This window comes from Lachnotalea glycerini (genome assembly GCF_003201285.1).
Taxonomy (GTDB): domain Bacteria; phylum Bacillota; class Clostridia; order Lachnospirales; family Lachnospiraceae; genus Lachnotalea; species Lachnotalea glycerini.
In genome coordinates this window covers 710261-726050 of the sequence record NZ_QICS01000001.1, presented here as the reverse complement: position 1 = coordinate 726050, position 15790 = coordinate 710261, and the positions used below count along the sequence as shown (strand labels likewise).

Genomic DNA, 15790 nt, shown 5'->3' with positions numbered 1-15790 from the left:
CTTATGCAGATTACTATGTTTGCGGCCATAGACATTGGCTCTTATGAGGTTGGTATGAAGATATTTGAATTGTCTTCAAAAGCTGGTATGAAGCAGATTGATTTTATACGGCATCGTATTGAACTTGGAAAGGATGCTTACGTATTGGAAAAAATTGGATGCGATTTAACGGACAAGCTATGTAATGTATTGATGGATTTTGTTGAAATAATGAAGAGCTATCAGGTTGATGCTTATAGAGCTTGTGCAACCAGTGCAGTAAGAGAAGCTAAAAATACCATAATGCTACTTGACCAAATTAGACTAAGAACGGGATTAAAAGTAGAGGTTCTAAGTAATTCAGAGCAGAGATTTCTCAGATATAAATCAATTGCTTATCGGGTTAAAAATTTTGATAAAATCATTCAGACCAGTACTGCGATATTGGATGTAGGCGGAGGAAGTACTCAGTTTTCCTTGTATGACAAGGATACATTGATTGCAACGCAGAATATTAGAATGGGTTCTTTGCGAATTAGAGAAAAGTTGGCAGGCCTTTCGAAATATACTACAAATATACAGGCATTGGTAGAAGAATTGGTTAACAGTGACATTTCTAATCTATATTCACAATATGTAAGGGATTATACAATTAAAAATATCATTGCTGTCGGTGATTATTTAAACTATATGCAATCGGATAGCGGCGATTATATAACCAGAGAAAAATTTCTGTCTTCTTTTGAAAATGTATTTCGTTTAACCACTGATGAAATAGCAGCAAAGCTTTTAATACCGGAAGAAGAAGCATCGCTTTTGATTCCGTCATTGATTATATACAAAAGAATTATTGAAGAGACAGGAGCCGAGTTCATTTGGACTCCCGGAGTTAAATTATCTGACGGTATTGCATACGACTATGCTGAAAATAATAAAATAATTAAGGTAATGCATAATTTTGAGCATGATATTATAGCTTCAGCCCAGAATATTGGCAAGCGCTATATGAATAATAAAGAACACACCAAAATGCTAGAGGAGTTGTCACTTAAAATATTTGACAGTACAGTGAAAATTCACGGTATGGGTGAACGAGAAAGATTGCTGTTGCAGATAGCGGTTATTCTGCATGATTGTGGAAAATACATTAGTCTGTCTGCTGCTGCGGAATGTTCTTATAATATTATTATGGCTACTGAAATTATTGGTTTATCTCATTTAGAGAGACAGATTATAGCAAACGCAGTTAAATTCAATACAACGGAGTTTGTTTATTATGACGCTTTAGCTGGAAAAATAGATAAAGCGAGCTATATCTTGTTGGAAAAATTAACTGCAATACTTCGAGTTTCCAATGCATTAGATCGAAGTCACAGGCAGAAATTTAAAAATGTGAAAGTGGTACTAAAGGATAAGGAATTAATTATAATGGTTGATACAGTGGATAATATTGTTTTAGAAAAGGGTTTGTTTGGAGAAAAGGCAGAATTTTTTGAAGAAGTATTTAGTATAAAACCAGTAATCAAACAAAATAAAAAATGCTAAAAATATTTGATTTTATTGAGCTTGCATGGAGGGATGGATATGGAAAATAAAGAATTTAATAATCCTCATTATTATCAAAATAGAGAGTTGAGCTGGATTGGATTTAATAAAAGAGTGCTGGGTGAAGCAAGAGATAAGAATAATCCCTTGCTTGAGAGACTGAAATTTTTAAGTATAACAGCCTCTAATTTAGATGAGTTTGTTATGGTCAGGGTTGCCTCTCTTAAGGATATGGTTCATGCTGGATATGATAAACCAGATATAGCAGGAATGACTCCGGTTAAGCAACTAAATGAAATTAACAAATCCATACATGAGTTGGTGAACTTACAATATTCAACTTATAATCGTTCTTTGATTCCTCTTCTGAAGAAAAATGGTATTCATTTGGTAAAATCTCATGAAGAGCTGACAAAACAGCAAAAGGAGTATGTAGATTTATATTTTAAGGAGAATATCTATCCGGTTCTTACACCGATGGCGGTTGATTCTTCCAGACCATTTCCTCTGATTCGAAATAAATCTCTCAACATTGCAGCCTTACTTAAGAAAAAGAAAAAACATAAAGAAGAGTTAGAATTTGCTACGGTTCAGGTGCCATCTCTTTTGCCAAGAGTCGTTAAGCTGCCGGATAGTAGAGGGGATGCAACTGTTATTACATTGGAAGAAATTATTGAACGTAATGTCGATAAATTGTTTTTAAATTATGACGTGATATGTGCGCATCCATATAGAATTATGCGTAATGCTGATTTGTCTATTGATGAGGATGAGGCATCTGATTTATTGAAGGAAATTCAAAAACAGCTTAAAAAGCGTCAATGGGGAGAAGCAATAAGGTTAGAGGTTGAGGACATTATTGATGATCGTTTATTAAAAATTCTAGTCAAAGAACTGGCGATTAAAGACAAAGATATTTATAAAATAAATGGACCTCTTGACTTAACCTTTTTAATGAAAATGTATAGCCTTGAGGGGTATGAGCATTTAAAGGCTCCAAAATATCAGCCCCAACCAGTTAAGGGCATGTCATTAGAAGAGGATATCTTTAAACAAATACGGAGTAAAGATATACTACTGCATCATCCTTACCAATCTTTTGATCCGGTTGTTGATTTTATTAAATCAGCATCAAAGGATCCTAAGGTTTTGGCAATTAAGCAGACATTATACCGGGTAAGTGGAAATTCTCCTATTATAGAAGCTTTGGCTCAGGCAGCAGAGAATGGTAAGCAAGTATCTGTTTTGGTTGAGCTGAAAGCGCGGTTTGATGAAGAAAATAATATAGTATGGGCTAAAATGCTGGAAAAAGCGGGTTGTCATGTTATTTATGGTTTAGTAGGACTTAAAACACATAGTAAAATAACATTAATTGTAAGAAAAGAAGAAGATGGTATTCGAAGATATGTTCATCTTGGAACCGGCAATTATAATGACGCGACGGCCAAACTTTATACGGATTTAGGTCTTCTTACATGTGCAGAGGCAATAGGTGAGGATGCAACCGCAGTATTTAATATGCTATCAGGTTATTCTGAACCGTTATCCTGGAATAAGCTTGCATTAGCGCCGTTATGGCTGAGGGAAAAATTTATTAAACTAATTAAAAGAGAAGAAGTAAACGCATTGGCAGGTAAACAGGCTCGAATTATAGCTAAAATGAATTCTTTGTGCGATAAGACAATTATTGAGGAATTATACCGGGCATCCTCAGTGGGTGTTAAAATAGAGCTCATAGTCAGAGGTATCTGTTGCCTGAAAGTAGGTATTGAAGGGGTAAGTGATAACATTTCAGTACGTTCGATTGTAGGTAATTTCTTAGAGCATGGGCGCATCTTCTATTTCTATAATGGTGGTGTGGGAGAAGTGTATATGGGCAGTGCGGATTGGATGCCAAGAAATCTGGATAGACGTGTGGAAATTCTTTTTCCTGTTGAAAATGAAAGTTTAAAAAAAGAAGTGACAAAAATTTTACAGCGTCAGCTTGAGGACAATGTAAAAGCCCATATACTTCAGCAGGATGGTACCTATCTTAAGGTAAACAGAAGAGGTAAGCAAAAGTTTAACTCACAAGATTTTTTTTGCCGGGAGGCAATTAGGTATGGTAAGGTAAAGGAAGAAAATCATATGAGCAGAGTATTCATTCCAATCGAGAAAATTTAGTAAGATGTTCTAAAAAAGTAAGAAAGTTGGTACCAAATGGCAAAGGCTTTATATATATCGGAAAAACCAAGTGTAGCGCAGGAGTTTGCTAAGGCACTTAAACTAAAAACAAAAAGGCATGACGGCTATATTGAAGCAGAGGAAGCGGTAGTTACCTGGTGTGTAGGGCATTTGGTGACTATGAGTTATCCAGAGAAATATGACGAAAGGCTTAAGAAGTGGAGCTTGGACACTCTGCCGTTTATACCAAAAGAATTTAAATATGAGGTGATTGATAACGTAAGAAAACAATTTAATACAGTTCAGGATTTGCTTCACAGAGCTGATATTGACACAATTTATGTCTGTACGGACTCTGGACGTGAAGGAGAATATATTTACAGGCTGGTTGAACAGAAAGCTCATGTAGAGGGTAAAATTCGAAAAAGGGTATGGATTGATTCCCAGACAGAAGAGGAAATATTAAAGGGAATAAATACAGCAAAAGATTTGTCTGATTATGATAATTTAGCTTCTGCTGCTTATTTAAGGGCAAAAGAAGACTATTTAATGGGAATTAATTTCTCAAGACTTTTATCCTTAAAATATGGCAATTCCATTGCAAACTATTTAAATCAAAAGTATTGTGTTGTTTCAGTAGGACGTGTTATGACTTGTGTACTTGGAATGGTAGTTAGAAGAGAAAGAGAAATAAGAGAATTTGTTAAAACACCTTTTTATAGAGTGCTCGGGATATTTGAATGTAACGGCAGAGAAATTGAGGCAGAATGGAAAGCAATACAAGGATCGGGTTATTTTGAGAGCCCTAAATTATATAAGGAAAATGGATTTAAAAAAATAGAAGATGCGAAAGAGCTAATTCATTATTTAAATCATGAGTCTCCTGTCATATCTGAAGTTTCATCCGTTGAGAAAAAGAAGGAAAATAAAAATCCTCCTCTTCTATATAATTTAGCAGAACTTCAAAATGACTGCTCAAAAATGTTTAAAATCAGTCCGGATGAAACTTTGCGTATTGTTCAGGAATTATATGAGAAAAAGTTGGTGACATATCCAAGAACAGATGCAAGAGTATTATCCAGTGCAGTAGCCAAGGAAATATATAAGAATATTAGCGGTTTAAAGGGTTATGAACATGGAAGTGTGTTTGCAGAAGAAATTTTGCAAAAGGGAACTTATAAGCAAATAGTGAATAGCCGTTATGTTAACGATAAGCAAATAACGGATCATTATGCAATTGTCCCAACGGGTCAAGGGCTGAGCGCATTAAGAAGTGTTACACCCACCTCCGGTAAGGTATATGAAACGATTGTAAGAAGATTTCTAAGTATTTTTTATCCGCCCGCAATTTATCATAAGATTTCTATTGCGACAAAGGTAAGGGAAGAAAGCTTTTTTGCAACCTTTAAGGTACTTGCAGAAGAAGGGTATTTGAAAGTAGTTGGCAATTCCTTTGATAAAAAGAAAGAGGATAAGAGCGGTGAAGATGCAAAATGTGATCTGGAGCTGCTCGAAATACTGAAAACTTTGAAAAAAGGGAGCAGAATGCCGGTAAAGGAATTCAACGTGAAAGAGGGTGAAACATCACCACCAAAGCGTTATAGTTCAGGGTCTATTATTCTGGCGATGGAAAATGCAGGTCAGTTAATAGAGGATGAAGAACTGAGAGCACAAATGAAAGGAAGTGGAATCGGTACGAGTGCAACGCGTGCTGAAATTCTTAAGAAGTTAGTTCATAACAAGTATATTGCATTAAATAAAAAAACACAAATTATAACACCAACCCAGCTTGGAGAAATGATATTTGATGTTGTAAATGCGTCTATTCGTTCTTTGCTTAATCCAGAATTGACAGCAAGTTGGGAAAAGGGGCTCACTTATGTGGCGAACGGAGAAATTACACCTGATGAGTATATGGAAAAGCTTGAGAAGTTTATTGTCAGCAGAACAAGTGGAGTGCTTAATTTGAATAATCAATATCAGCTAAGAGGTAGCTTTGATTACGTTGCAAAAAATTATAGTAAATAGTAGTTGCAAATATAATAGGATTGGAGATATTATTATGGAATGCTTGGAAATCAGGAATTTATATGATATGAAGGAAACAATAGCAAATGATTTATTTAAGGGCTTAACATACCCGTGGGAAGCGTTGCCTAATATAGGAAGCTTTATCTTGCAGCTTGGGAAAACACTAAGTGCTGATGAATACGAGAAAAAAAGTGAAAATATCTGGATTGCAAAATCAGCTAAGGTAGCACCTACTGCATATATTAACGGTCCCACAATCATTGGTAAAGAAGCTGATATAAGACATGGTGCATTTATCAGAGGAAATGCTATTGTTGGAGAAGGAGCGGTAGTTGGCAATTCTACAGAATTGAAAAATGTGGTTTTATTTAATAAAGTACAGGTACCGCATTATAATTATGTGGGTGATTCTATATTAGGCTATAAGGCTCATATGGGAGCAGGCTCAATTACTTCTAACGTAAAAGCTGATAAAACTAAAGTGACTGTAGCATTTGAGGGTGGAAAAATAGAAACTGGACTTAAAAAATTTGGAGCTATGCTTGGTGACTATGTTGAAGTTGGATGTAACAGTGTCTTAAATCCAGGAACAGTAATCGGGAAAGAGAGTAATGTATATCCATTGTCTATGGTAAGAGGATTTGTTAAAGCTAACAGTATTTATAAAAAGCAAGGGGACATAGTAAAAAAGCAATAAAATTAAAATTTGGCAAGGATGCTGAAAGAATCTAAAGATAAAAATGGCAACGGAGTGCGATTCAATAATTGCGCTCCGCTTTTTTTAAAATGAAGCCTTTGGATATATTATGGTTGACAAATGATTCCTGTTATATTATTGTATTAAATGAATAATACAATAATACAGTAATCTATACATAGAAATAACAAGAGGAGAGTAGTATGTTAGAAATAAAAAATTTGACAAAAAAATATGGAAAGAATATAGCAGTAGAAGATGTTAGCCTTACAGTGCCAGACGGTAATGTCGGTATTTTGCTTGGACCAAATGGAGCAGGAAAGTCAACAATTATAAAAAGTATAGCTGGGTTGCTAAAATTTAGTGGAATGGTAGAAATACAAGGTATTGCATCAAGACGGATTGAGGCAAAAAAAATATTTGGGTATATACCAGAAATGCCGGCGCTGTTTGATGCATTAACGGTTAGAGAGCATTTGGAATATATCTGTAAGGCATATGATGTAAATAATGATGATAATTATATGGATGTACTATTGGAACGTTTTGAGTTAACTGATAAACAGGACAAATTAGGAAATGAATTATCAAAGGGCATGATGCAAAAGGTCAGCATATGCTGTGCACTCATGATTCGGCCTAAGGTGATTTTGTTTGATGAACCAATGGTTGGTCTTGACCCTAAAGCAATTAAGGAATTAAAGAAAACGATAATAGAGCTTAAAAATAATGGTGTTACCATTTTACTTAGTACCCATATGTTGGAAATGGTAAAGGAATTATGGGACGTTATGTTTATTATGAACAAAGGAAAAATAGTTGGTAAGTATACAAAAGAAGATGCCAAAGACATGGATATAGATGATATTTTCTTTCAAATTACAGGTGGTGAAACGGAATGAAAGGGCTTATATATTTACTGAAAACAACTACTAAAAATCGAATTTTGAAAGCTTTGAAAAAACCGGGAACCTTTCTTTGGATTGTCTTTATTATAGCCTATTTCTTATTTGTAATTGGTTCATTAAAAGATCTTATAGAAAATTTACATGTGGGAAACCCAAACGGTTTCACTCTAATTGTATCCTTTGGAATTTTTTCTCTTCTTCCGGCTAATATTATTACTTATGCGAAAAAAAAGGGTTTATTATTTACTCAAAGTGATGTACATTTTGTATTTCCGTCGCCTGTGAAACCAAAGCTTGTACTAATTAATGCAAAGCTTAAACAGATTTTATTTGCATTTCTGTTTCATATCATAATTGCAATAATGGGTGTAATTTATTTTCATATATCAATTGTAAATATTATGCTTTATTCTGTAGTGGCATTTGTTGTAGAAAATGTGTTAGAAACATGCATAATGCTATTGTTATATGGCAATGAAAAATTGACTGAAAAACAGATTGCAATGTTTTGCAAAAGCTTATACTTTATCATTGCAGTATTACTGTTATTTGGAGCGTATCTTTTTATACAATACAAGGCTTCTTGGAAAGTGATTGAGTTGTTTTTGACACACCCAGTTATACAATGCGTTCCAATTATCGGATGGAATATAGCTTTCTTACGATTGCTCATATTAGGGCCGACAACAGTAAATGTTGTATGCACTATATTATATTGCATGAGTGCATTCCTTTTATTTATCTTAGCATATCAAATGAAATGTACAGGTGAATATTATGAAGTAGCGATTACGTTTGCGGATGATTATGCGGTACGGGTTGCTAGAAAGAAAAAGGGTCAGGTGGCTTTTTCATATAAACCAAAGCTTATTAAAGCAAAGGTAGAATACAAAGGCAAATATGCTAAAGCTATTTTTTATAGACAACTTTTAGAATATAAGAAAAATAGATTCTTTATCTTTGGGTTAAATTCACTTATTAGTCTGGCAGCAGGAATTGCAATCGCAGTTTTTGGATATTTTAGTTATGACCAAATATCAGCTTTTCATGTATTTGTTATCCCGGGTGTTAGCGCATATATTACATTTATTTTTAGTGGTTATGCAACAAAGTGGTCTAAGGAAATTAGTAATCCATATACTTTTTTAATACCAGATTCGTCAACAAAAAAACTATGGTATGCAACTTTAATTGAACATATAAGAGCTGTTGTAGACGGAGTTCTTATTACAATTTTTGCAGCTTTTACATTACATTTAAACATTCTGCAGGTATTGTTGACTATACTAATTTATGTGTGTCTTCAAGCAAATAAATTATATTTAAATGTAGTAACAGATGCTGTTATCGTTAAATATTTAGGCCAAATTGGGAAACAAATTTTCAGATTATTTTTCCAAGGGACAATTATTGCAATATGTGCAGCAAGCGCGATTATTACAGGAGCCGTTTTTGGAATTGAAATTGGATATAGTATTATGATTTTTATTTCTGTTGCGATTACTATGCTACTGGCGGTTATTGCTTCAAAAATATTCGAAAATATGGAGAGTTTTGAATAATAAAAATGAATGGGTGATTAGATGAATTATGATACGAAGGATGAAAAAACAGTCAATATAGGGAATCAGGACAAAATAGTTTTTGTATTTGTTATGTTAGAGATTATTTTATATATTTCTTTTCTTTTGTTGGATTTATTAAGCATTGCAAGTACCTTCTCAAATATTTTGAAATACAGCTCAATATGCATTTGTCTGCTTTTTGTATCAAATCGTTTTTTTGTCTGTAAGAGTAAAAGTGCTGGTATCATGATGAGTATTCTAATATTTACTGTAATTGCAGATACTTTTCTAATATTTTGCATAAGCTTTGAATTTGGTGTAGGAGCCTTTATTATTGTCCAGATTTTGTATTCCATTAAGATCAGATGTATGCATCAGGATGATTGTAAGAAATATATGTTTGAGGTGTTTGGTGTTGCATTTTTATGGAATTTATTTATACTTGTAATGAAAAATTTAAATCTTTTAACGCCAATTGTTGTAATTGCCAGTTTATATTTTACTATTTTCACAGGTAATATGATTAGAGTATGGTTTGGAATCGTTAGAGATAAAAAAAGAAGCTTTTATGAAAGTAGTTTTGCAATGGGTCTGTTATTTTTTTATTTATGTGATATTAATGTGGGTCTTAAAAATATAAGCATGATAGAGTCTTTAATTCCATATTTAAATAGATTATTGGCTGTCAATTTTGGATTTATAATTTGGCTTTTTTATTTGCCTTCACAAGTAATTCTTTCTTTACATAGTGTGATTTACTGTGATGAATGAGATAAAGCCACAGTGATCTGTGGCTTTATCTGTTAAAAGCGTACCAAAATGAATTCACTTAATTAAAATAAATATTGTATCAAATTGCATTAAGAAACACAAAGAGAAATAAAATTATATAAAATTATAAATTTCTTATTGCATTATAATTAGGTATATGATAAAATACATTTTGTTCGGTTGTCACATGCGGATGTGGCGGAATGGCAGACGCATCAGACTCAAAATCTGACGAGGGCGACTTCGTGTGGGTTCAAGTCCCACTATCCGCATTAATATTAAGAAATCATTAATTATTGGTATCATATAATTAATGGTTTTTTTGTTTATCATATAATTAAATAACTTTTTTATAAAATTGTTTTAAAATTGTATGTTTTAGTGTATAGTAAATATGTATAATTTTATTGAATAATGATGATTGGGTGTAGTGATACTATTATGGAATGTAAAGAAGCGCAAAAATTAGTGACAAAGTACATAGCGGATGATATAACAGAGCAGGAGTTGGAGCAATTTATGGAACATATTCAAATCTGTAAGGACTGTTATGATGAATTGGAGATTAATTATACCATTTTTTCTGCATTTGTACAGTTGGACAACAATGAAGATTCATCAGATGATATCAATGCAATGCTTCTGGAAAAACTAAAGGCTTCCCGTAAATACATAAGAAGAAAGAAAATATTTAATCATTATAGAATACTCATTTATATTGCAGCTATGATAGTATTGGCGATAATCATATTAGTGCAGTTAGGGCTTTGGCTTTGAAAATAAAAGGATTTGGAGATAACTGATTTATGAAAGAAAAAATTGTTTTGATAGATGGACACAGTATATTAAACCGAGCATTTTACGGAATACCGGATTTAACGAATAGCAGCGGCTTTCATACGAATGCAATTTATGGATTTTTAAATATTATGTTTAAAATATTATCGGAGGAAGCACCACAGTATTTAACTGTAGCATTTGATGTAAGTGCACCTACGTTTCGTCATGAGTTATTTAAGGAATATAAAGGTACTAGAAAGCCTATGCCTCAGGAACTTAGAGAGCAGGTTCCTGTTATAAAGGATTTATTAAAGGCCATGAGAATCAATATCATTGAGAAAGCAGGATATGAGGCGGACGATTTACTTGGAACAATATCAAAACAATCATCAAAACAGGGGTTCGAGGTATCTGTTATTTCTGGGGACAGGGATTTGTTACAGCTTGCGGAAGAAGATATTAAAATCAGAATTCCTAAAACCAAAAGGGGAACGACAGAAATTGAAGATTATAATGCAAAAGATGTATTGGAAGCATACCAGGTTACCCCACTTCAAATTATTGAATTAAAGGCTCTTATGGGAGATACAGCAGATAATATTCCGGGTGTACCAGGAATTGGTGAAAAGACGGCTACTAAAATTATTGTGGAATATGGTAATATCGAGAATGCGTTTGCACACGCAGACGAGATAAAACCGAATAAAGCAAGAGAAGCATTGATGGAAAACTATGACAAGGCAAGGCTTAGTAAGACACTTGCCACAATTGATATCAATTGTGATATCCAATATTCCATAGAAAACGCTAAACTTGGAAATATATATACCGATCAGGCTTATCAAATGTTTAAGGAATTGGAATTTAAGAATCTTTTAAATCGTTTTGATGCACCTGTAAATGACAATACGTTAGAGGAAGTTTTTAAAACAATTACAATGCTTGATGAAGCAGAAAATATTATGAATCAGGCAAAGAAATGCGATAGAATTGGAATTCAAATGATTGTTGATAAAGAACGATTGATAGGAACCTCTATTGCACTAAGTGAGACACAGGTTTATTTTATTGTGGCAGAGGGCTTTATTACTACAGAATATATTGCTGACAGAGTAAATGAAATATTGAATAGTTCTATATCCATTTCGACGATTGGTCTAAAGGAGCAGCTTAGAATTCTGCAAATTTCAGATATTAATCAGTGCTTTGATGTGGAAATAGGTGCTTATTTGTTGAATCCTATGAATCCTATTTATCCTTATAGTGACCTTGCAAAGGAGTATTTGGGATTCATATTACCGGAGAGAGAAGAACTTCTTGGAAAATTATCCTATTTGGACGCATATGAGCAAAAGCCGCAGGAATTGTCAAAGGTAGTATGCTACATGAGTTATGTGGCACTAATGAGTGCGGGGGTTATTGAGGACAGGCTTAAGGCAGCAGGAGAATGGGATCTGTTTAAGAAAATCGAGATGCCGTTGATAGTTACACTTCATGATATGGAGACTACTGGAATTGCGGTAGAAAAAGATGAATTAAAAGAATATGGAAATCAGCTAAGTGTAAGAATCATAGAACTTGAAAAACAAATATATCAACTGTCTGGAGAAGAATTTAACATCAACTCACCAAAGCAGCTAGGGGAGATTTTATTTGGTAAACTCGGGCTCCCTAACGGGAAGAAAACAAAGACTGGGTATTCTACAGCAGCAGATGTTTTGGAAAAGCTAGAGGCTGATTATGAAATTGTGGCATTAATATTAGAATACAGACAACTGACTAAATTAAAATCGACTTATGCAGATGGACTGGCAAATTATATAGAAGCGGATGGCAGAATACACAGTAATTTCAATCAAACGATTACGGCAACAGGAAGAATTAGCAGCACAGAACCAAATTTGCAAAATATTCCAATTCGAATGGAGCTTGGCCGACTCATTCGAAAGGTATTTATACCGAAAGAGGACTATGTGTTTGTGGATGCAGACTATTCACAGATTGAGCTTAGAGTATTGGCACATTTTTCAGGAGACAAAAAGCTAATACAGGCTTATCGGGAAGAACAAGATATTCATAAAATTACGGCATCAGAGGTATTTCATACACCTTTGGAGGAGGTTACCAGCCTACAAAGAAGAAATGCAAAAGCTGTTAACTTTGGTATCGTGTATGGAATCAGTTCGTTCGGATTGAGTCAGGATTTAAGTATTTCCAGAAAGGAAGCCTCTGAATATATTGAAAAATATTTTGAGACTTACCCAAGAGTTAAGGAATTTTTGGATGAAGCAGTTATGAAGGCAAAGCAGGAGGGATATTCGACTACAATTTTTGGTAGAATAAGACCGATTCCAGAGTTAAAGTCAAGTAACTTTATGCAACGCTCTTTTGGGGAAAGAGTTGCAATGAATGCGCCTATTCAGGGGACAGCAGCGGATATTATAAAAATTGCAATGATTCGGGTTAATGACAGATTAAAAAGTGAATCAATGAAATCTAAATTAATTCTTCAAGTACACGACGAACTGTTGATCGAAGCACACAAGGATGAAATTGATAAGGTGAAAGAAATATTAAATTGTGAAATGCATGGAGCGGCCAATCTTTTGGTTCCGCTTGAAATAGATATGAGCACAGGAAATAATTGGTACGAAACGAAATAGGGTGTAATTATGAGAATAATAGGCATTACAGGTGGTATTGGCGCTGGTAAGACAAGTGTGTTAAACTATATACAAAAAAATTACAATGCAAGAATTGTTATGGCTGATCAGGTTGCTCATAGGTTGGAGGAACCGGGTCATAAATGCTATTATAATATTGTTGAGATGTTTGGAAGCAGTATATTGAATGCTGATACAACGATAAACAGACAGCGATTAGCACAAATTGTTTTTGAAGATGAAGAAAAAAGAAAAAAATTAAATGCTATTGTTCATCCCGATGTTAAGGAGTATATAACGAAAGAGATGAATGCTGAAAAAGAACGCGGCAAAATCGATTTTTTTATTGTAGAGGCGGCATTATTGATTGAGGATAAATATGACCTGTTATGTGATGAAGTCTGGTATATCTATGCGAAGGAAGAAATAAGAAGGGAACGCTTAAAAAAGTCAAGAGGGTATACAGATGAAAAAATAAATTTTATTTTTAACAGTCAGTTGACAGAAGATGCATTTAGAGATAAATGTGGGGTAGTAATCAATAATAATTTATCAGAATATAATACATATATGCAAATTGATGAAGTATTAAGGGAGGAACATTAGATTGGCAGAAATGATGAAATATCCTCAGCATTTAGTTTTTGGACTTGATATAGGCACGAGAAGTATTGTAGGAACAGTTGGGTATAAAGAAAGAGATAAGTTTAATGTGGTTGCTCAATATGTGAAAGAGCATGATACTCGTGCAATGATGGATGGTCAGATTCATGATATCAGTAAGGTAGGAGATACAATAACCTTTGTAAAGCAAAAGCTGGAGGAACAGATTGGAAGAGAGCTTACAGAAGTCTGTATTGCTGCAGCAGGACGAGTTTTAAGAACAGTTACGGTTACTGCTCACTATGAATTTGCAGAAGAGACAATAGTTACACCGGAGCATATTTATTCACTTGATTTACTGGGTGTAGAGAAAGCACACGATGAGATTAATGCGAATAACGAAACAGATATTAATTTCTATTGTGTCGGATATACTGTAGTGAAATATTATTTAAATAATTACATTATGAGTAATCTGGAAAATCATAAGGCAAATAAGATATCAGCGGAACTGATTGCAACTTTTCTTCCGGAAGAGGTGGTATCGGGATTAAATACTGCGGTTGGTATGGCTGACTTAGAGGTTGCTAATCTTACATTGGAGCCGATTGCAGCTATTAATGTAGCAATTCCACAGATGTATCGTATGTTAAATATAGCATTGGTTGATGTGGGAGCAGGAACTTCTGATATTTCTATTACAAAGGATGGAAGTATTATTGCATATGGAATGATACCACATGCAGGTGATGAGTTGACAGAACTAATTGCCAAGAATTGTCTTATTGATTTCAAGAGTGCTGAAAAAATAAAATTCAATTTAAGCTCAAAAAAGAAAATAATTACATATAAAGATATTATAGGAAATTCTATAAAAATGCCACATAGTGAGCTTCAAGAATTAGTAAATCCAATGATTGAGAATATAACACAGGAAATTGCTAAAAAAATAATAGAATTAAATGGAGGCAAATCGGTAAGCGCAGTTTTTGTTGTTGGCGGCGGAGGTAAAATTAAAGGTTTTGTAGAAAGCCTTTCGAAATATCTGAATTTGCCAAAGGAAAGAGTAGCGTTACGAGGCGAAGAGGTTCTTGGTGATATCAATTTCTTTCAAAAAGAAATAAAAAAAGATCCGTTGTTGGTAACACCGATTGGAATTTGTCTGAATTTTTATGATCAAAAGAATAATTTCATATTTGTTAACTTTAATGGCGAACGAGTTAAATTATATAACAATAATAGGCTTACAATAGTTGATGTTGCAATTCAGACAGGTTTCCCAAATGAAGAGTTATTTCCTAGAAGAGGGAAAGAATTAAATTATAAAATAAATGGAAAAAGCCGAATGGTTCGGGGGGAATTGGGTGAAGCAGCAATTGTAACGTTGAATGGCTTGCCTGTTGGTATTAATACATTGATTGAAGCAAATGATAAGATTAAAATAATGGGCTCTACATTTGGAGAAGATGCTAAAATTACTATTGATAAGATTCCTGAATTTAGTAATACAATTGATATCTTGGTAGAAGATAAAAAAATTAAGTGCCCTCAATATGCAGAAGTGAATGGACAAATAGTGTCGAATTATTATAGTTTACAAAACAATGATGAAGTAGTTATGAGAAATTATTATACTGTGGCACAAATATTAGAGTTTATGGATGTGGAAATTGATTTCAATACAGAAATATTTGTTAATAACAAGCCAGCTGATTTAGATGAAAAGGTGTATGAAAATTTTACAATAAATTGGACTTTTAAAAGCAGTGAAAGTTATGAAAAGGAAAATGTTAATGAAGCAGTTCAAAGTGGGCAAAACCACGAGGAAAACGAAGTATGGAAAGAGGACAAGCTTGAGCAGAACGAAGAAATAGTAAACTTGAATATTACTGTAAATAAAAAAGCAGTTACATTAAAGGGCAAAAATAAATATGTATTTGTAGATATATTTGACTGGATTGATTTTGACTTAAGAAATTCAAAGGGCAGAGAAATCGTGACCTTGCTAAACGGGGAAAAGACAAAATATACGCAGGAGTTACATGCTGCTGATAGAGTGGAGATTTATTGGAAGGAATAGATTAA

At 33.7% G+C, this 15790-nt stretch carries 11 protein-coding genes and 1 tRNA gene; all 12 read left to right on the top strand.

Features of this window, described 5'->3' with window-relative positions:
- Nucleotides 1-3: 3 nt before the first annotated feature.
- The gene (locus C8E03_RS02965; protein ID WP_110290250.1) at nt 4-1524 is read left to right on the top strand and encodes a Ppx/GppA phosphatase family protein; all 1521 of its coding nucleotides are present in this window, start codon (nt 4-6) and stop codon (nt 1522-1524) included.
- 39 nt (nt 1525-1563) lie between these two features.
- The gene (locus tag C8E03_RS02960) at nt 1564-3687 is read left to right on the top strand and encodes an RNA degradosome polyphosphate kinase (protein WP_330410667.1); all 2124 of its coding nucleotides are present in this window, start codon (nt 1564-1566) and stop codon (nt 3685-3687) included.
- A 36-nt stretch (nt 3688-3723) separates the two neighbouring features.
- The gene (locus C8E03_RS02955) at nt 3724-5715 is read left to right on the top strand and encodes a DNA topoisomerase (RefSeq protein WP_094379916.1); all 1992 of its coding nucleotides are present in this window, start codon (nt 3724-3726) and stop codon (nt 5713-5715) included.
- Nucleotides 5716-5749: 34 nt separating this feature from the next.
- Complete coding sequence (locus C8E03_RS02950; RefSeq protein WP_094379955.1) at nt 5750-6415, top strand: acyltransferase; 666 nt, start codon at nt 5750-5752, stop codon at nt 6413-6415.
- Nucleotides 6416-6618: 203 nt separating this feature from the next.
- Nucleotides 6619-7317, top strand: coding sequence for an ABC transporter ATP-binding protein (locus C8E03_RS02945; RefSeq protein WP_094379914.1), 699 nt, complete (start codon nt 6619-6621; stop codon nt 7315-7317).
- Nucleotides 7314-8885: a putative ABC exporter domain-containing protein gene (locus tag C8E03_RS02940; RefSeq protein WP_094379912.1), complete on the top strand. Its 1572-nt coding sequence runs from the start codon at nt 7314-7316 to the stop codon at nt 8883-8885. Before C8E03_RS02945 ends, C8E03_RS02940 begins: the two co-directional genes overlap by 4 nt.
- A gap of 21 nt (nt 8886-8906) precedes the next feature.
- Entirely contained in the window at nt 8907-9659 is a 753-nt protein-coding gene (locus C8E03_RS02935) for a hypothetical protein (protein ID WP_110290248.1), read from the top strand.
- Nucleotides 9660-9848: 189 nt separating this feature from the next.
- Nucleotides 9849-9931: transfer RNA gene (locus C8E03_RS02930), tRNA-Leu, on the top strand.
- 169 nt (nt 9932-10100) lie between these two features.
- Complete coding sequence (locus tag C8E03_RS02925; RefSeq protein ID WP_170122877.1) at nt 10101-10436, top strand: zf-HC2 domain-containing protein; 336 nt, start codon at nt 10101-10103, stop codon at nt 10434-10436.
- A gap of 29 nt (nt 10437-10465) precedes the next feature.
- A complete protein-coding gene (polA, locus tag C8E03_RS02920; protein ID WP_094379906.1) occupies nt 10466-13102 on the top strand; it encodes a DNA polymerase I in 2637 nt (878 codons plus the stop codon).
- A gap of 9 nt (nt 13103-13111) precedes the next feature.
- Nucleotides 13112-13708 carry a dephospho-CoA kinase gene (gene coaE, locus C8E03_RS02915; RefSeq protein WP_094379904.1) on the top strand — a complete coding sequence of 199 codons (597 nt, stop codon included), beginning with the start codon at nt 13112-13114 and terminating at the stop codon, nt 13706-13708.
- Nucleotides 13709-13718: 10 nt separating this feature from the next.
- Entirely contained in the window at nt 13719-15785 is a 2067-nt protein-coding gene (locus C8E03_RS02910; protein WP_242993382.1) for a cell division FtsA domain-containing protein, read from the top strand.
- The last annotated feature ends 5 nt before the right edge of the window (nt 15786-15790 follow it).